The organism is Sphingopyxis bauzanensis (genome assembly GCF_002205675.1).
GTDB classification, from domain to species: Bacteria; Pseudomonadota; Alphaproteobacteria; order Sphingomonadales; family Sphingomonadaceae; genus Sphingopyxis; species Sphingopyxis bauzanensis.
Window position 1 is genome coordinate 705,076 of sequence record NZ_NISK01000002.1, and the last position, 17,331, is coordinate 722,406.

16 protein-coding genes are annotated in these 17,331 nt (G+C 64.4%); 11 read left to right on the forward strand and 5 right to left on the reverse strand.

All coding sequences use genetic code 11. From position 1 onward, the window contains the following. The first annotated feature begins 254 nt into the window (after nt 1–254). Entirely contained in the window at nt 255–707 is a 453-nt protein-coding gene (locus CDQ92_RS10010) for a DUF1801 domain-containing protein (protein ID WP_169714554.1), read from the forward strand. 120 nt (nt 708–827) lie between these two features. Here CDQ92_RS10010 and CDQ92_RS10015 read toward each other — a convergent pair whose 3' ends face one another. The 3 genes from CDQ92_RS10015 to CDQ92_RS10025 are packed head-to-tail and all read right to left on the reverse strand — an operon-like array spanning nt 828 to nt 4,189. Next, entirely contained in the window at nt 828–1,598 is a 771-nt protein-coding gene (locus CDQ92_RS10015; RefSeq protein ID WP_088441212.1) for a molybdopterin-dependent oxidoreductase, read from the reverse strand. Continuing rightward, nucleotides 1,595–2,452 (reverse strand): cytochrome b/b6 domain-containing protein, encoded by an 858-nt coding sequence (locus tag CDQ92_RS10020; protein ID WP_088441213.1) that lies wholly within the window; start codon nt 2,450–2,452, stop codon nt 1,595–1,597. The genes CDQ92_RS10015 and CDQ92_RS10020 overlap by 4 nt, the downstream gene beginning before the upstream one ends. A 30-nt stretch (nt 2,453–2,482) precedes the next feature. Beyond that, nucleotides 2,483–4,189 (reverse strand): class I adenylate-forming enzyme family protein, encoded by a 1,707-nt coding sequence (locus CDQ92_RS10025; RefSeq protein ID WP_088441214.1) that lies wholly within the window; start codon nt 4,187–4,189, stop codon nt 2,483–2,485. Between the two features lie 77 nt (nt 4,190–4,266). Between CDQ92_RS10025 and lgt the strand changes: the two genes are divergently transcribed. From lgt to CDQ92_RS10055, 6 genes are read left to right on the forward strand one after another with little or no spacing between them, the layout of a single operon-like run. Then, entirely contained in the window at nt 4,267–5,142 is an 876-nt protein-coding gene (lgt, locus tag CDQ92_RS10030) for a prolipoprotein diacylglyceryl transferase (RefSeq protein WP_088441215.1), read from the forward strand. Continuing rightward, nucleotides 5,135–6,199 carry a class I SAM-dependent methyltransferase gene (locus tag CDQ92_RS10035; RefSeq protein WP_229667043.1) on the forward strand — a complete coding sequence of 355 codons (1,065 nt, stop codon included), beginning with the start codon at nt 5,135–5,137 and terminating at the stop codon, nt 6,197–6,199. The genes lgt and CDQ92_RS10035 overlap by 8 nt, the downstream gene beginning before the upstream one ends. Then, complete coding sequence (locus tag CDQ92_RS10040; RefSeq protein WP_088441216.1) at nt 6,196–6,714, forward strand: GNAT family N-acetyltransferase; 519 nt, start codon at nt 6,196–6,198, stop codon at nt 6,712–6,714. Before CDQ92_RS10035 ends, CDQ92_RS10040 begins: the two co-directional genes overlap by 4 nt. After that, entirely contained in the window at nt 6,711–7,472 is a 762-nt protein-coding gene (gene pgeF / locus CDQ92_RS10045) for a peptidoglycan editing factor PgeF (RefSeq protein WP_088441217.1), read from the forward strand. Before CDQ92_RS10040 ends, pgeF begins: the two co-directional genes overlap by 4 nt. A gap of 16 nt (nt 7,473–7,488) precedes the next feature. Continuing rightward, nucleotides 7,489–8,895, forward strand: coding sequence for an SLC13 family permease (locus tag CDQ92_RS10050; protein WP_088441218.1), 1,407 nt, complete (start codon nt 7,489–7,491; stop codon nt 8,893–8,895). 59 nt (nt 8,896–8,954) lie between these two features. Beyond that, a complete protein-coding gene (locus tag CDQ92_RS10055; RefSeq protein ID WP_088441219.1) occupies nt 8,955–10,280 on the forward strand; it encodes a cystathionine gamma-synthase family protein in 1,326 nt (441 codons plus the stop codon). A 35-nt stretch (nt 10,281–10,315) separates the two neighbouring features. Here the strand turns inward: CDQ92_RS10055 and CDQ92_RS10060 are convergent, their stop codons facing one another. Further along, on the reverse strand, nt 10,316–11,035 hold the full coding sequence (locus tag CDQ92_RS10060) for an HAD family hydrolase (protein ID WP_188682230.1): 720 nt from the start codon (nt 11,033–11,035) through the stop codon (nt 10,316–10,318). An 89-nt stretch (nt 11,036–11,124) separates the two neighbouring features. Between CDQ92_RS10060 and CDQ92_RS10065 the strand changes: the two genes are divergently transcribed. Genes CDQ92_RS10065 through CDQ92_RS10080 form a run of 4 tightly spaced genes read left to right on the forward strand, consistent with a single transcriptional unit; the run spans nt 11,125 to nt 14,659 of the window. Continuing rightward, nucleotides 11,125–12,231: an ABC transporter permease gene (locus tag CDQ92_RS10065; RefSeq protein WP_088441220.1), complete on the forward strand. Its 1,107-nt coding sequence runs from the start codon at nt 11,125–11,127 to the stop codon at nt 12,229–12,231. Next, a complete protein-coding gene (locus tag CDQ92_RS10070) occupies nt 12,231–13,085 on the forward strand; it encodes an ABC transporter ATP-binding protein (protein WP_229667041.1) in 855 nt (284 codons plus the stop codon). The genes CDQ92_RS10065 and CDQ92_RS10070 overlap by 1 nt, the downstream gene beginning before the upstream one ends. Nucleotides 13,086–13,094: 9 nt before the next feature. After that, nucleotides 13,095–14,036 (forward strand): MlaD family protein, encoded by a 942-nt coding sequence (locus CDQ92_RS10075; RefSeq protein WP_088441221.1) that lies wholly within the window; start codon nt 13,095–13,097, stop codon nt 14,034–14,036. Nucleotides 14,037–14,050: 14 nt separating this feature from the next. Further along, complete coding sequence (locus CDQ92_RS10080; protein WP_229667039.1) at nt 14,051–14,659, forward strand: ABC-type transport auxiliary lipoprotein family protein; 609 nt, start codon at nt 14,051–14,053, stop codon at nt 14,657–14,659. 51 nt (nt 14,660–14,710) lie between these two features. Here CDQ92_RS10080 and pepN read toward each other — a convergent pair whose 3' ends face one another. Beyond that, nucleotides 14,711–17,305, reverse strand: a complete 2,595-nt coding sequence (pepN, locus tag CDQ92_RS10085) for an aminopeptidase N (RefSeq protein WP_088441223.1) — start codon at nt 17,303–17,305, stop codon at nt 14,711–14,713. Nucleotides 17,306–17,331: the final 26 nt, after the last annotated feature.

Below are 17,331 nucleotides of genomic sequence, written 5' to 3' on the forward strand. Positions count from 1 at the left end.
CCTCAAGCGGATACATCACCTTTGCCAGTTGCCGACCATCGACCAAGTCACGGAAATGATCCAGAAAAACTACCGCCTCGCCAAGCGCTCCGCTCGACTGATCACCACTGTCCATCACAATATCCCCTCGTCCAAATCTGAGGATTTGCATAGATTCAGCAATTCACGCGTTTGTCGCCCCTTCTTTCACCCGATTGCCCTGTGCCGACGAAGGCATGTGCTTGGATTTTCGAGCCTGTAACGCTATTCTTACGATGGGGAGACACGCCATCGGCAAAACCGAGATCAAGACCAAAGCCACCGACGTCAGCGTAGCCGACGTCATCGCCGCGGTGCCCGAGGCGCTGCGGCGCGAGGAGGCTGCGGTCATCGATGCGATGCACCGCCGGGTGACAGGGCTGGAACCCAAGATGTGGGGGCCGTCGATCATTGGTTACGGCAGCTATGACTACAAATATGACAGCGGTCATTCGGGGACGATGTGCCGTGCCGGATTCAGTCCGCGCAAGGCGGCGCTGACACTCTATCTGATAGGCAATTATTGCAAGCGGCAGGACGAGGCCGACGCGCTGTTCGCGCGGCTGGGCAAGCACAAGACAGGCAAGTCCTGCCTGTACATCAACAAGCTGGCGGACGTCGATTTGGACGTTCTGGAACAGCTGGTCGCGCTCAGCTGGGACAGCATGAACGAGGTTTACCCGACATAAAAGGCAGCGTCATGGCGAGGAGCCGAAGGCGACGCGGCAATCCAGAGCCTGCGGTGACCGCTCTGGATTGGTAGGCCTCCGGCCGCCTTCGGCCCCGTTTCGTTCGTCATGACGAACGGTCTATATCCCCGCGTACCATTCATAATCGATACGGTCTTCCCAATAACCGCCCTTGCCCGCGCCGATGCCGTCGAGGCTGGCGACCGCTTCGATACCGGTCACATATTTGGCGTGCTTATAGCCAAGCTGGCGTTCGATACGTAGCCGCAGCGGGGCGCCATTGGCGATCGGCACGACCGCATCGTTGAGCGCCCAAGCCATGATCGTCTGCGGATGGCGCGCATCGACCATGTCGCAGCTTTCGTAATAGAGCGCATCGCCGATCCGGTCGGCGCAGCGAAAGACGATGTAACGTGCGCTGTCTTTGACCCCAGCTGCGGTCAGGATGCGGCTGAGTTGCACGCCGGTCCACTGGCCGATCGCGCTCCACCCCTCGACGCAGTCATGGCGGGTGATCTGGGTGCGCTGCGGCATCGAACGAATGTCGGCCAGCGACAGCGACAGTGGGCGGGCAACGAGACCAGTGACCGCAACCCGCCAGTCGGCAAAGCCGCCCGCCGCATGCGCGGCATAGGCAGCCCCGGCAGGCAAGCGCGTGCCATTGGCGCGGAATATCAGCGACAGGTCGGCGCGGGTGAACTCGCGCGCCAGCGCATCGCGGTCGATCAGTGCGCGGTGGCTCGCGCGATTCATTTCCTCGCCCATCGACAATATTTTGCGCACAGCGGGCGCGTCGTTGATGGCATCGCAGGCGGACAGCAGCGGCAGTGTCGCCGCCAGGCCGCCCGCGCGCGCGATCAGCTGGCGCCGCGGCATGACAAACTCGCTCATGCGCCGTCCTTTCGTTCGGGCGGCAGGCGGAACCAGCCCGACACCATCGACCGGATTTCGTTCACCGGACCCGCAAGCAGAACCATCGCGATATGAACAAAGAAAAAAACCACCAACGCCCACGCCACGATGAAGTGGATCGACCGCGCCGACTGGCGCCCGCCAAACACGTCAAGCAGCCATGGTGCGCCCGCGTTGATACCTGGCGACATGGTCAGGCCCGTTGCGACCATCAACGGCAGCAGGACAAAAATCACCCCGATGTAGGAGAGTTTCTGAAGAATATTGTAGCGCGCCGCAGCTTCGCCCTTCGGGAACCGCAGCCGCGCATGCTGCTTGATGTCGTGCCAGATATGCCGCGGCGACCATTGGGCGCGGCGAACGTGCAGATCCTTTTTCAGATGCCCGCCGAACGCCGTCCACAGCATAAAAAGCGCCAGCCCGATCGACAGCACCCACGCAAAGAACAGATGCCAACGCCGCCCGTCGGCCAAATTGTAACTTGTGGGAATCGTCGCCCAGCCGGGGAACGCCCGGGTCTTTTCGACCCCCTCGGCATTGGTCCAGCGACCCAGCACACCGGTCGTTTCGAGCCGTAGCGACCCGATCCGCAAATAGCCGGTGTCGGGTGTCGAGCCGATCACCAGCCAGGCGGGATCGTTGTTGGCGCCATATTCGCCCCAATAAAGCCGCGGGTGCGCGTTGAAGATCATCAGCCCGCTCATCAGCAGGATGAGCAGGGTGACGGCGTTGACCCAATGCCAGATGCGCGTCGGCAACCGGTGGCGATAGACGCGCACCGGTGCCAGCGGGGCGGGCGCCGACGGAGCGACGGGAGTTTCAGCCTGGGCCATGATCCCGGTTCGCTCCTTCCCCGCCAAAAGTTACGCGGCGACCTCCGCTGCATATTCGGCACGATATTGATTGCGCAAACTGACCTTGTCGATCTTTTCGCTGCCCAGCTTGGGGAGCGCATCGTTCGACATCCAGATCTTGCACGGCACCTTGTACGGCGCGAGCCGCTGGCTGAGGAACGAACACATATCCTCCGCGGTAAGGCTGCTACCGGGTTTCACCCAGATCACCGCACCGACCACTTCGCCCAGCCGCTCGTCGGGCAGGCCGAACACCGCGCATTCGTTGGTGTCGGCATGCTCGTAGATCGCCGCTTCGACTTCCTGGCAGCTGATATTTTCGCCGCCGCGGATGATGATGTCCTTCTTGCGATCGACGATGAACAGATAGCCGTCCTCGTCGAGATAGCCGAGGTCGCCCGAGCGGAAATAGCCGTTGTCAAAAAAGGCCGCCCTGGTCGCCGCCTCGTTTTTCCAATAGCCTTCGAAATTGGCGACCGAGCGGATGCACACTTCGCCGACGCTGCCCTGAGGCAGTTCATCACCGCTATCGTCGAGGATCGCCATATCGACCAGCGGCTTCGAGGCTGGGCCGGTCGACAGCGGCTTGGCAACGTAATTTTCGTTGATGATCCCGCAGCCGACCGCGTTGGTTTCAGTGAGGCCGTAACCGAGCAGCGGCTTTGCCTCGCCCATTTCGGTCGCGAGGCGCTTTACATGCTCCGGCGGCCGCGGCGCGCCTCCGCCGGCGTAACTCTTGCACGTCGACAGATCGTAATTCTTGCGGTTCGGATGTGTGAGGATTTCATAGCTCATCAGCGGCACGCCGACGAAATAATTGCATTGCTCGTCCTGGATCAGCCGCATCGCTTCCTCCGCGTTCCATTTCGGCATCAGCACCAGTTTGCGGCCGAGCGCGAAGCTTTGCAGGAACACCGGAATTTCGGCGGTGACGTGGAATAGCGGGGTACAGATCAGGGTCGCAGGCTGGATGTCCGACATCAGCCCGTCCTGGGTCAGCAGATGCACGATGCTCGCGGTCTGGGTCACATAGTTGAAGATCGCCTGCACTACGGCTTCATGGCGCGAATAGGCGCCCTTCGACTGGCCGGTCGAGCCCGAGGTGAACAGGATCGTTGCCAGATCCTGCCCGGTCAGCACCGGCAACACCGTCGCGGCATTGCCGCCCGCGCTGGTGATCGGGGCAATCGCCTGATCGATCGACTGGGTCAGGTCGAGCGTGATAACCTTGGCACCATGGTCGACCTCTTCCAGCCGCGCGGCGCGCTGCACATCGGCGATGACCAGTTTGGTTTCGCTGTCGGTAATTCCTGCGGCCAGCTCGCCGCCCTGCCACCAACCGTTGAGCAGGGTCGCGCAGCCGCCCGCGAGCAAAATGCCGATATAGGAAACGCACCACGCATTCGCGTTGCGCATCGCCAGCCCGACGCGGTCGCCGCGCTGCACGCCATAGCCATCGACCAGCCCGGCGGCGACCTGCCGCGCTGCCATATAGACCTGTTTGAACGACAGCCGTTCGTCGCCTTCGACCAGAAACGTCGCGTCGCCGTGCTGCATTGCGAAATAGGCGACATAGTCGGCCAGGTTCGTGGGCGCATTGGTGATGAAGGGAAGCTGCCGGCCGAAGCGTTCGACGGACCCGACCTGGATCGGTCCGCCCGGACCGGTGATCAGATTATAGGCGGCTTCCAGGCGCAAATCCAGCGCTGATGGCATCTTGTATCTCTCCTCTTGGTCTCGCTGGCCTAACCCCTTATGGGGAGGCCTCTCCTGGGGAAGGACCACGCGACTTTATGTTTCTTTTTGCAACCCTAGCCGAAGCAACGCAATATGTGAACTTCCATGACTTGATGGGAGAGAACAGCGAAATTGCGTTCAGCATTTTTGGCCTGCCGATCCGTTGGTACGCGCTGGCCTATCTCGCCGGCATCTTTGTCGGCTACTGGTATCTGCTCAAATTGATCGCGCAGCCGGGCGCCCCGATGGCGCGGCGCCACGCCGACGACATGATCTTTTACGCGATGCTCGGTATCATCATCGGCGGGCGGCTCGGCTATGTGCTGTTTTATAATCTCGGCGAATATATCAACGAGCCGCTCGGCGTCTTTCGGCTGTGGGATGGCGGGATGTCGCTGCACGGCGGCGTCATCGGGGTGCTGATCGCGATCTGGTATGTGACGCGCAAAGAAAAGCTCAGTTTCCTGCGCTTTTGCGATTATGTCGCCTGCGTCATCCCGTTCGGACTTTTCTTTGGCCGCATGGCCAATTTCGTCAACGGCGAGCTGTGGGGCCGCACCACCAACGTGCCGTGGGCGATCATCTTTCCCGACAGCGGCAGTATGGAGGCGCGCCACCCGAGCCAGCTTTACGAAGCAGGGCTCGAGGGCCTGCTGATGATGGCGGTCCTGACCTTCCTCTTCTGGCGTACCGACGCGCGTTACAAACCCGGATTCCTGTTCGGCATGGCCGCGATCATTTACGGCCTCAGCCGGTTCGCGGTCGAGTTCGTGCGCGAACCCGATGTGCAACTGGGTACCCTGTCTTGGGGACTGACGATGGGGCAGACGCTGACCATCCCGATGCTGCTGATCGGTTTCTGGCTCGTCGCCACCGCGAAGGGACGCCGCCAGCGGGTCGAGCCGGTGGCCGGACCCGACAGCGTTGCGTGACGGACCGCCGACGCCTGCCCAGCTGATCGGCAACATCGCGGCGGCGCGGGAGACGACGGTCGCCGACTATATCGCCGCAGCGAACAGCCATTATTACGCGACGCGCGATCCGCTGGGCGCCGCGGGCGATTTCACCACCGCCCCCGAAATCAGCCAGATGTTCGGCGAGATGATCGGCGTGTGGATCGCCGACCTGTTGGCGCGCGCAGGGAGCCCGGCCTTTCGGTATGTCGAGCTCGGCCCGGGGCGCGGCACCTTGGCCGCCGACGCCCTTCGGGCGATGGCGCGTTTCAAATGCGTGCCGCAAAACATCCACTTTGTTGAGACCAGCCCGACCCTTCGAGCGGCCCAACTGGCCCGCGTCCCCGCCGCCATCCATCATGACGACATCGACGACCTGCCGGACAATGGTGCGTCGATCATCGTCGCCAATGAGTTTTTCGACGCCCTGCCCGTCCATCAATATGTCCGTACGAGTGATGGATGGCGCGAGCGGATGGTCGAGCGGCAGCGCGCGCGACTTGTTCCGGTGCCGGGAGAGGCGCCTGCCGACGACCTTGTTCCCGCCGCGCTTCGCAGCGCCGCCGAGGGCAGCATTGTCGAAACCGCGTCCGTGTCGGCGGCGATCATGCAACGCGGTGCCTTTCGCCTCGCCCGGCAAGGCGGCGCGATGCTGGTGATCGACTATGGCTATAGCGGCCCTGCCGTCGGCGACACGCTGCAGGCCGTGAAAGCGCATCGCTTCGCCGATCCCTTCGCCGATCCGGGCGAGGTCGACCTGACCACCCATGTCGATTTCACCGCGCTTGCCGACGCGGCCCGGAGCGCGGGGGCAGCGGTCAGTCGGGTCGCGACCCAAGGCGACTGGTTGCAGCGGCTGGGCATCGATGCGCGGTTGCAATCGCTTGCGACATCGGCGCCCGACCGCGCCGAGGAGTTGAAGGGTCAGCGCGACCGGCTTGTCGCGGCCGACGCGATGGGCGAATTGTTCAAAGTCATGGCCATCACCGCGCCGGGCTGGCCAGCCCCTGCCGGGTTTTCAGGAGACAGTGCTTGACCATCCTTCATCTCGCGACCCCGGACGATGCAGAGGCAATCGCGACCTTTGCCACCGACTCCTTCTCCCGCACTTTTGGTCATATTTACGACCCCGCCGACTTGGCCGCCTTTCTCGCGACCTGGAACCCACCCGAACGTGTCCGCGCCCAGATCGCTGCATCCGATCATGACATCGGGTTGGTCCGTGACCCAGCCGGTGCCATCCTTGGCTATATCAAAATGGGTCCGGTCGATTTCGATCTGCCCGCTGACCAGCCAACCGACGACGCCGTGGAACTGCACCAGCTCTACGTCGCCGAAGCCGCTCAAGGCACCGGCGTTGCGGCGGCGCTGATGGATTGGGGCATCGCCTGGGCGCGTCAGCGCGCGTCGATCCTGTATCTGTCGGTCTTTACCGAAAATGCGCGCGCGCAGGCCTTTTACCGCCGCTATGGATTCTATGACGTCGGCCGCAATGAATTTCGCGTCGGCAACCATATCGACGAAGACCGTTTTTACAGGCTGGACCTGTGACCGCGCCGTTCGCCACCGCGCTGCCGCTCGCCGACATTCCGCACGGTTTTTTCGGCCGTCGCGGCGGGGTATCGACGGGCGAACTCGCTTCACTCAACTGCGGCCTTGGCTCGGGCGACGATCCGGCGCTGATTGCCGAAAACCGGCGGCGTGTGGCCAATGCGGTGCTGCCCGGCGCAGCCCTCACCGGCGTTTATCAGGTCCATGGCAATCGCTGTGTCGTCGTCGATGAGACGACAGACCTGGCCGCGCGGCCCGAAGCCGACGCGCTCGCGACGCGCACCCCGGGCATCATCCTCGGCATCCTGACAGCCGATTGCGTACCGGTGCTGTTCGCCGACCGCGACGCGAGCGTCATCGGCGCTGCGCATGCGGGCTGGAAGGGGGCGCTGGCCGGGATCACCGACGCCACACTCACCGCGATGGAGCGACTCGGCGCGGACCGCGCGAACATTGCCGCCGCCATCGGGCCGTGCATCGCGCGGGCCTCCTATGAGGTCGACGACGGATTTGTGCAGCGTTTCACCGGCGACGATCCGACCAACGAGCGCTTCTTTGCCGCAGGCAAGCCCGGCCATGCGATGTTCGACATCGCCGCTTATGTCGCCGCGCGGCTCGCCGCCGCGGGGGTCACCCGAATTGCCATCGGCGGGCAGGACACCTATGCCGAGGCGAAAGATTATTTCAGCTATCGCCGCGCGTGCCATAAAGGAGAAAATTCCTATGGCCGCCAATTGTCGGTGATCGGTTTGAACTGACACATTTGGGGGACGGATGACACGCACGCGCCTGTTTGGATTGATCGGCGGCCTGCTGACCTTCATCGTCATGCTTGCGCTGCCCGCCCCGGCGGGCATGGAAACCACCGCCTGGCACGTCGCGGCGATGACGGTGCTGATGGCGATCTGGTGGATGACCGAGGCGCTGCCGCTGACCGTCACCGCATTGCTGCCCTTCCTGCTGGTCCCCGCTTTCGGGGTGATGGATGCCAATGCGATCGCCAAGGAATATTATTCGCCGATCCTGTTCCTGATCCTCGGCGGCGCCTTTCTCGCGCTGGCGATCGAGCGCGTCGGGTTGCACCGGCGCCTTGCGCTGGCTTTGCTCAAGCGCGCGGCGCCGACCGCGACCGGGCTGCTCTTTGCCTTTATGGCCGCGACCGCGCTGCTCAGCATGTTCATTTCAAACACGTCCACCACCCTGATCATGGTGCCTATCGCGCTCGCCGTGGTCCGCGCCGGTGGCATTCGCGCGGGCGAGACGGAAGGCTTTGCCGGCGCGGTGATGATGGGCATCGCCTTTGCCGCATCGATCGGTGGGCTCGGCACGCTGGTCGGCAGTCCAACCAACGCGATCGCCGCGGGGCTGATCGAAAAGGCGCTGGGGCTGCGCATCTCGTTCCTCGACTGGATGATCTACGGCGTTCCCGTCGTGCTGCTCGCCACCCCCGCGGCGCTGTTCATCATCGCGCGGGTGCAGCGGTTGTCCGCACACGCTTTCGACGGACAGGGCGCCGCCGCCGCGCTTGGCAAACAGGCGATCTGGTCGACCGCCGAGCGCCGTGTCGTTCCGGTCTTCCTGCTCGTCTTCCTCGCCTGGGTGGCGCAACCCTGGCTCGAACCCTTGCTGCCCAAAGGCGCGCTGACCGACGGCACCATCGCCATCGCGGGCAGTCTGCTCCTGTTCGTCCTGCCCGACGGCACGGGGCGCCCGCTGCTCGTCTGGAAAGAGGCGGACCGCGCGCCTTGGGGCGTCATCATGATGTTCGGTGGCGGCCTCGCGCTCGCCGCGGCGATCACCGCGAGCGGTCTTGCCGCATGGCTAGGCGCGGTTCTGGCGCCGCTCGGCAGCATCCCGACGATCGCGCTGGCCGCGATCATCGTCGCGCTCACCATCCTGATCACCGAATTCGCCAGCAATGTCGCGACCGCCAGCGGCATCATGCCGGTGCTCGCGGCACTGATCGCAGCGACGGGAGTCGATCCGATCCTTCTCGCGCTGCCCGTCGCGATGGCGGCGAGCTGGGGCTTTATGCTGCCCAGTGGTACTGGCCCCAACGCGCTCGCGTGGGCGACCGATCATATCGCGCTGCCGCGGATGCTGAAGGCGGGACTGGCGCTCGACATCATCGGCGTGCCGCTGCTGATCGGGGTGATCTGGGCAGTTGCAATGCTGGGGTGACGCGCGGGGCAAAGGGCGCTAGTTGCAACGGAAACTAATCTGGCCCCAAGGAAAACTTCATGCCCCCCATCGACAACAGCGACCTCACCGGTACCACCCCGCGCCGCAAGCCCAAGCAGGACGTCACCGAAATCGGCGGGCGCGAACTGTCGCCGGCGACGCTGATGATGGGTTATGGTTATGATCCGATGCTGTCCGAAGGCTCGCTCAAGCCGCCGATCTTCCTGACCTCGACCTTCGCGTTCGAAAGCGCCGCGGCGGGCAAGCATCATTTCGAGGGGATCACCGGCAAGCGTCCCGGCGGTGCCGACGGCCTCGTCTATTCCCGCTTTAACGGGCCGAATCAGGAAATCCTCGAGGCCCGCCTTGGCGTGTGGGAAAAGGCCGAAGACGCGCTGGTCTTCTCGTCGGGCATGTCGGCGATCGCTACCCTCCTCCTCGCCCATGTCAGCATGAACGACGTCATCGTTCACTCGGGTCCGCTCTATGCCGCGACCGAGACGCTGATCGCGCGTATCCTGTCGCGCTTTGGTGCGACTTATGTCGACTTCCCCGCCGAAGCGTCGCGCGAAGAGATGGACGCGATCCTCGTCCGCGCCAAGAGAATGGCTGAAGACCAGGGCGGAAAGGTCGCGATGGTCTATCTGGAAAGTCCCGCCAACCCGACCAACGCGCTGGTCGATGTCCAGGCGATGCGCGCCGCGACCGATGCCGCCTTTACCGAAGGCGCACGGCCCCCGATCGCGATCGACAACACTTTCCTTGGCCCGCTGTGGTCCAAGCCGCTGGCGCATGGCGCCGACATCGTGCTCTACAGCCTGACCAAATATGCCGGTGGCCACAGCGATCTGGTCGCTGGCGGGGTGCTGGGCGCGAAACATTGGCTTGGCCCGATCCGGATGATGCGCAACACCATCGGCACGATCTGCGACCCGCACACCGCGTGGATGCTGCTGCGCTCGATGGAAACGGTCGAGCTTCGCATGAGCCGCGCGGGCGAAAATGCCGAAAAGGTTTGCGCGTGGCTGCGCGAGCATCCCAAGGTCGATGGGCTGGGTTACCTCGGATTCCTGCCCGAGGGATCGCAGAAGGACATTTTCGACCGCCATTGCACCGGCGCCGGGTCGACCTTCTCGCTGTTCATCAAGGGCGGCGAAGCAGAAAGCTTCCGCTTCCTCGACGCGCTGAAGATCGCCAAGCTTGCGGTAAGCCTGGGCGGCACCGAAACGCTGGCCAGCCATCCGGCGGCGATGACCCATCTGTCGGTTCCCGACGCGCGCAAGGCGTTGATGGGGATCACCGACAATCTGGTCCGCATCTCGATCGGGATCGAGGATGCCGACGACCTGATCGCTGATTTCGCGCAGGCATTGGACGCGGTCTAATTGGCAACTCCCCTCCCGCCTGCGGGAGGGGAGAACTACTTCCGGCCGCGCCAGTCGACGATCTGCCACCCCATTGTCGGCGCCAGCCGCTTCAACCCCCGTGACGGTGTCGTCGCGACCGCCTCATCGGCAAAGCGCAGCATCGGGTGGTCAGACACATGGTCCGAATAGGCGCGAATATGCGCGGCATCGCGGGTGATCGCGTTGGCCGCCATCCAGCCGTCGATCCGCGCGAATTTGGCGTCGCCATAGCAATTCTCGCCCGACAGGCGCGCATGGATATGGTCGGCGCCATCGGGTTCGTCGAGTTGCGTCGCCAGTACATCGTCGATGCCCAGCCGCTTGGCGATCGCATCGACATAAAGATGGAAGGATGCCGTCGCGAGCACCAGCCGGTAACCCGCTTCGCGGTCGGCGGCGATCTGTTCGAGTGCCGCGGGATGGAGCCCGCGCGCCACCACTTTATCGGCATAGCTTTCGGCCAGGGGCGCGATTTCCGCGCGGGCAAAGCGCTGACCGACCAGCAGCCGCAGATTAATCGCCTTCAACTGCGACCGGTCGATTAGACGCAAACCATAGGCGATTCCCGCCAGCCCGACGAGCGGCAACAGCAGTAGACGCCATTGCTGCCGCCGCCGCGCAACATGAATCAAGAACCCGCTGTAGGTCCCTGATCGGGTTATCGTTCGATCCATGTCGTACATCGCCACACGGTGCGCATAGTCCGGCGGCGGGGCGATCGGCGGCGTTTCCATCCCCCGATCATAGAAGCGCGCCGCGCTCGGGCCAAGGGGGCGGGATTAACTTGCCGCGGTGGGGCAAATAAGACAATGTCCTCCGTACGATGGTGTCCAGAGCGGATTTCGAACAAAGCGAGGGTGCAGGTGGCACCGACATCCGCTTCACTGGTCGGCTGACGCTGGCGCGGCTCGGCGATTTGCCGACCCGACTCGACGCGCTCGGCCCGATCGCGACGCTCGACTTGTCGGCGCTCGAGCGGATCGACACCGTTGGCGCGTGGATCGTTACCCGCACCGTCAAAGAACATGGTGCCAAAGTCACCGGCGCCAGCCCCGAAGCCCAGCGCCTGCTCGATGCGCTGGCCAGCGACAAGAGCGAATATCGCGTCCACCGCGATCGCCGCCCACCGCTTACCCGCATGCTCGAACAGGTCGGCGCCGCTAGTGTCGGGGTGTGGAACGAGCTGCTCGGCATCATCGGATTTTTCGGCGCCATGATCATGGCGCTCGGCACCCAGCTGCGCGCGCGGCGACGGCTGCGCTGGCACGCCATTGTCACCCGCTTCCAAACCGTCGGCCTGGATGCGCTGCCGATCATCGGGCTGATGACCTTCCTGATCGGGATCGTCGTTGCGCAGCAGGGCGCAGTGCAGCTGCGCCAGTTCGGGCTGGAAGTGTTTACTGTCAACTTGGTCGGCCGCGCGTCGATACGCGAACTGGGCCTGCTGATGACCGCAATCATGGTCGCGGGCCGTTCGGGCTCGGCGTTTGCGGCGCAGATCGGTACGATGAAACTGACCGAAGAAATTGACGCGATGCGGACGATCGGCGTCTCGCCGATGGAAGCGATCGTGCTGCCGCGCGTCGCCGCCGCGACGATATTGATGCCGCTGCTGGGTTTTTACGCCAGCATCTGCGCGATCATCGGCGGCGGGGTGTTCTGCTGGATCGGTCTCGACATTCCGCCCGTCACCTATGTCCAGCTGCTCCGCGATATCATCCCGATGACCGATTTCTGGGCGATGCTGATCAAGGCGCCGGTGTTCGGCATATTGATCGGGGTCACCGGCTGTTACGAAGGCATGCAGGTGCGACAGAATGCCGAGGAAGTCGGCAAGCGGACCACCTCCGCCGTGGTTGCCGCAATCTTCCTCGTCATTGTGCTCGACGCAATGTTCGCGGTCTTTTTCTCGTCGATCGGATGGAATTGATGAGCGAAGAAATCGACGACCAGGTTGCCGAAGAGCTCGCCGCCGCCGACGCGGTGCGGCCCGGCGACTTCGACAATGCGATCTGTATCCGCGGCCTCGTCAACCAGTTCGGCGACACAATCATCCACGACCATCTCGATCTCGACGTGCGGTCGGGCGAAATCCTCGGCGTCGTCGGCGGGTCTGGCACCGGCAAGTCGGTGCTGATGCGGTCGATCATCGGGCTGCAGACCCCGACGTCGGGCGAGATCGAGGTGTATGGCAAGACGCTCGACACGATCTCCGACGAGGAAGAATCGCGCGACCTGCGCCGCCGCTGGGGCGTGATGTTCCAGGGCGGGGCGCTGTTCTCGACGCTGAGCGTGGCCGAGAATATCCAGGTGCCGCTGCGCGAATTTTATCCGCGCACCGACCAGAAATTGCTTGACGAAATCGCCGCCTACAAGGTCGCGATGGTCGGCCTGCCGCCCGATGCCGGCCCGAAATATCCCGCCGAGCTGTCGGGCGGCATGGTCAAGCGTGCGGGCCTTGCGCGCAGTCTGGCGCTCGATCCTGCGCTGCTGTTCCTCGACGAGCCGACCGCGGGGCTCGACCCGATCGGCGCGGCCAAGTTCGACGAGCTGATCCGCGAGTTGGCCGATACGATGGGGCTCACCGTCTTCCTCATTACCCACGACCTCGACTCGCTCTATGCGACCTGCGACCGCGTCGCAGTGCTGGCGGAGAAAAAGGTGATCGCGGTCGGCACGATCCCGGAACTGCTTGCCACCGAGCATCCCTGGATACAGGATTATTTCAACGGACCGCGTGGTCGCGCTGCGGCGGGCGGGAACCAAACCGCGAAGCCGCGATAGGAACAGCTGATGGAAACTCGCTCGAACAACGTCCTCGTCGGCGGCTTTGTCCTGCTCTTTACCGCCGCGCTCGCCTTTTTCATCGTCTGGCTGGCCAACGACAGCGGCGGGGAGAAGCGCGAATATGACGTCTTTTTCAAACAATCGGTCGACGGGCTTAACAAAGGGTCTGCGGTGCAATTCTCCGGCGTCCCGTCGGGACAGGTGCGCGAAATTGCGCTGTGGCCCGACGACCCGCAATTCGTCCGCGTTCGCATCGAGGTGAACGAGGGCGTCCCGGTGCTGCAAGGCACGACCGCCGCGATCGAGGGCGTCGGCTTTACCGGCGTCTCGCAGATTTCGCTCGACGGAGCGGTCAAGGGCGCGCCGCCGATCACCGACAAAGGACCAGCCGGCAAGCCCGTCATTCCGACGCGTGTGGGAGGGCTGGGCGAACTGCTCAACACCGCACCGCAACTGCTGCAGCGCCTTTCGACGCTGACCGAACGCTTGGCCGAGCTGGCCGATGATGAGAATCAGGCGAGCATGCGCGGCATTTTGAACAATGTCGAAGCCTCGACCGCGATCCTCGCCCGCAACGGCCCCGCCATCGAACGCGCGCTTGCGGACACGCGCATCGCGATCCAGCAAACCGGGGTCGCCGCCGAACAGATCGGCAATCTGGCCGCCGCAACGCAGGGGACGATCGACCGCAATGTCGATCCGGCGATGCGCAACCTGCGCGACACGCTCGCCTCAGCGAACGAATCGATGAAGACGCTCGAAGGCGCTATTGCCGATGCGCGGCCGGGCCTGCAGACCTTCAGCCAGACGACGATCCCCGAAGCCAATGCGCTGATCCGCGATTTGCGTCGGACCTCGGCCTCGCTATCCAGCCTGACCGACAAGCTCGACCAGCAAGGGGCGGGCGCCGTCCTGGGCGGCAGTAAGCTGCCCGATTACAAGCAATGAGGACCAAGCCCGCCATGCCCAATCGCTTCCGCCGCCTCCGCACGCCGCTGCTCGTCGCTGCCGCCGCCGTCTCGCTGTCGGCATGCATCGGCCTTGGCGGCAAGACCCCGCCCTTCCTGCTTACCCTCGACGCAGCGGCCACACCATCGGCAGGCGCCGCGCGCACCGCCGCCGACGCCTCGACGCTGACGATCCTGATCCCGACCGCGCCGCAGAAACTGCGCACGACGCGCATCCCGGTGCAGCAGGACAACAGCAGCGTCACTTACGTCAAGGACGCGCAGTGGGTCGAAGCCCCGAACCGGCTGTTCCAACGGCTGGTGTCCGAAACCGTCTCCGCCAGCACATCGCGCGTCGTGCTCGACGAGGGGCAATATCTGACCGCGCCGGGCGAACAGCTCGCGGGGCAGTTGATGGAATTCGGCGTCGATGCGCGAACCGGCGAAGCGGTCGTCGTCTATCAGGCGATGCTGGTCGCCGCGGGCGGCAAAACGGTCAGCCAGCGCCGCTTTGAAGCGCGCGAAGCAATCGGCGGCGAGGTTGAGGCCAAGCTGGTCGGCGAAGCGCTGACGCGCGCCGCGAACAAGGTGGCGAGTGAGGTTACGGGGTGGCTCGGGAGCTGAGCGTGTTGCGGCGACCTGTTGAACCCGCCACCCCAAAGCTGCCCCGACACCCTACCCCAGTAAACTCTTGCTCGCCTGCTCGGTTACATCGCGCGACAGCCCCGGCTGCGCCAATATCCGTTCCAGCTCAGCCTTCATCATCGCGGCGCGCGCGTCATCGAAGCGCTTCCAGCGGCCGAGCGGGGGGATCATCCGCGCCGACGTTTGCGGGTTTTTCGGGTCGAGCGCGATGACCAGATCGGCGATCAGGCGGTAGCCCGCGCCATCGGCCTGATGGAACGCCGCCTGATTGCCCGAGAGCGCACCATAGAGCGACCGCACCCGGTTGGGATTGGCCAGCGTGAAGTCGGGGTGCTGCGCCAGTTCCTTCACCGCATCGACGGTATCGGCGCGCAGCGACCACGCCTGCACCTGGAACCACTTGTCGAGCACGAGCGGGTTGTCGCGATAGCGTTGGTAGAAGATGTCCAGCGCCGCCACCCGCTCGTCGCTGTCGCCATGCGCCAGCGTCGCCAGCGCCGCCTGCCGTTCGGTCATGCCGTCGGCGTCGGAGAAAATCCGGAACGCCAGCGCCGGCACATCGTCCATCGCCGTCGCCGCCAGATAGGCGAGCGCGACGCCGCGCAGGCGGCGGCCGCCCTTGGCCTTGCGCGACAGGTCGGTGGCGGGCGGCGCCGCGCCCGCCAGAATCGCGCGCCACTGGCTTTCCAGTGCGGTGCCGATCGCAGCCTGCAATGCCAGCCGTTCGCGGCGGATCGCGCCGGGGTCGACCGTCACCATCTGGTCACCGATAAAGGCTTCGCTGGGCAGCAGCACCGCCTCGGCGACAAACGCGGGGTCGGTCGCTGCACCCGCCAGTGTCTGGCCGATCGCATCGATGACCGCTTGGCTGCCGCGCGCTTTGCCCGACACCGCGGCAACCAGCGTATCGAGCATCAGTTGCTGCAACGCCTCGTACCGCGCAAAGGGATCATCGTCGTTCGCGGCGAGCCACGCCAGCTCGCCGTCTGCGCGCGCAAAATCGACGATCACCGGCGCTGAAAATCCGCGGTTGATCGACAGCGCGGGGCGCGCCGCAAAGGCGCCGAGCGGCACGCGCTGCGTCGCACCCGTCAGGGTGACCAGCGTTTCGGGCAAGGCCGCGCCGCTGCCGTCCATGGCAAAGGCCGCGAGCTTCAGCGGGATCATCATCGGTTGCTTGTCGTCCTGCCCCGGGGTCGGCGGCACCGTCTGCGTCACGTCGAGCGCCCAATCGCCGCTCTCTTGAGCCAGCGACAGCGTCAGGCGCGGCGTCCCTGCCTGGCTGTACCACAGGCGGAACTGCGTTAGATCAATGCCCGCCCCCTCCTCGATCGCGCGGACAAAATCCTCGCACGTCGCGGCCTCGCCGTCGTGGCGCTCGAAATAGAGATCGGTGCCTTTGCGGAAGCGGTCGGCACCGACCATCGTCGCCATCATGTGGATGATTTCGGCGCCCTTGTTGTAGATGGTCGCGGTGTAGAAGTTCGAGATCTCCTGAAAGCTGTCGGGGCGGATCGGGTGCGCCAGCGGCCCCGCATCCTCAGGGAATTGCGCGGCGCGGAGCAGGCGGACGTCCTCGATCCGCTTGACCGCGGGCGAACCCATGTCGGCCGAAAAACATTGGTCGCGATAGACGGTGAAACCTTCCTTCAGCGACAGCTGGAACCAGTCGCGACAGGTGACGCGGTTGCCCGACCAGTTGTGGAAATATTCATGCGCGACCACCCCCTCGACCCCGTCATAATCGACGTCGGTCGCGGTGTCGGGGTCGGCGAGAATGTAGCGGGTGTTGAAGACGTTGAGCCCTTTATTCTCCATCGCCCCCATGTTGAAATCGCTGACCGCAACGATGTTGAAGAGGTCGAGGTCATATTCGCGGCCATAGACGCGCTCGTCCCACGCCATGCTGTCCTTCAGCGCCTGCATCGCGTGTTCGGTGCGATCGAGATCGCCGTCGCGGACCCAGATACCGAGTTCGACTTCGCGCCCCGACATCGTCGTGAAGCTGTCGCGGTTGACCACCAGATCGCCCGCGACCAGCGCGAAGAGATAGCTCGGCTTCGGCCACGGATCTTCCCACAGCGCCCAATGATTGCCGCCCGCGCCATCGCCCTTGGCGATGCAATTGCCGTTCGACAGCAGGATCGGGAACGCCGCTTTGTCGCCTTCCATCCGCACCTTGTAGCGGCTGAGCACATCAGGGCGGTCGGGGTGAAAGGTGATCCGGCGAAACCCTTCGGCCTCGCACTGGGTGCACAGCATGCCGTTCGACGCATAGAGTCCCATCAGCTGGGTGTTCGACGCGGGATGGATCAATGTGTCGATCTCGACCGTCGCCGCGGTGCGCTCGCCCAGATCGACGATGAGGTCGGCGCCGTCCATGCGCCAGTCGTTCCAGCCCTCGCCGTCGACACGCACCGCCGCCGGGGTCAGCCCGTCGCCGCGCAGCACAAGCGGGGTCGGCGCATCGGCCTGGCGGACGACCGACAGCGCCGCGGCAACGCGCGTCGCTTCGACCGCCAAGGCGAAATCGAGCGCGACGTCGGGCACCTGCCAGTCGGGCGGGCGATAATCGCCGCGGTGGATGGTGACGGGAACGGCGGGGGTCGAAGAGGCATCGGTCATGTTTCGGGTCTAGGCGCGGGGCGCGG

Bases quoted from the DNA above. Each gene is read 5' to 3' on its own strand.
- CDQ92_RS10010 (WP_169714554.1), top strand. From the start codon at position 255: ATGGGGAGACACGCCATCGGCAAAACCGAGATCAAGACCAAAGCCACC.
- CDQ92_RS10015 (WP_088441212.1), bottom strand. From the start codon at position 1,598: ATGAGCGAGTTTGTCATGCCGCGGCGCCAGCTGATCGCGCGCGCGGGC.
- CDQ92_RS10020 (WP_088441213.1), bottom strand. From the start codon at position 2,452: ATGGCCCAGGCTGAAACTCCCGTCGCTCCGTCGGCGCCCGCCCCGCTG.
- CDQ92_RS10025 (WP_088441214.1), bottom strand. From the start codon at position 4,189: ATGCCATCAGCGCTGGATTTGCGCCTGGAAGCCGCCTATAATCTGATC.
- lgt (WP_088441215.1), top strand. From the start codon at position 4,267: ATGTTTCTTTTTGCAACCCTAGCCGAAGCAACGCAATATGTGAACTTC.
- CDQ92_RS10050 (WP_088441218.1), top strand. From the start codon at position 7,489: ATGACACGCACGCGCCTGTTTGGATTGATCGGCGGCCTGCTGACCTTC.
- CDQ92_RS10055 (WP_088441219.1), top strand. From the start codon at position 8,955: ATGCCCCCCATCGACAACAGCGACCTCACCGGTACCACCCCGCGCCGC.
- CDQ92_RS10060 (WP_188682230.1), bottom strand. From the start codon at position 11,035: ATGGAAACGCCGCCGATCGCCCCGCCGCCGGACTATGCGCACCGTGTG.
- CDQ92_RS10065 (WP_088441220.1), top strand. From the start codon at position 11,125: ATGGTGTCCAGAGCGGATTTCGAACAAAGCGAGGGTGCAGGTGGCACC.
- CDQ92_RS10070 (WP_229667041.1), top strand. From the start codon at position 12,231: ATGAGCGAAGAAATCGACGACCAGGTTGCCGAAGAGCTCGCCGCCGCC.
- CDQ92_RS10075 (WP_088441221.1), top strand. From the start codon at position 13,095: ATGGAAACTCGCTCGAACAACGTCCTCGTCGGCGGCTTTGTCCTGCTC.
- CDQ92_RS10080 (WP_229667039.1), top strand. From the start codon at position 14,051: ATGCCCAATCGCTTCCGCCGCCTCCGCACGCCGCTGCTCGTCGCTGCC.
- pepN (WP_088441223.1), bottom strand. From the start codon at position 17,305: ATGACCGATGCCTCTTCGACCCCCGCCGTTCCCGTCACCATCCACCGC.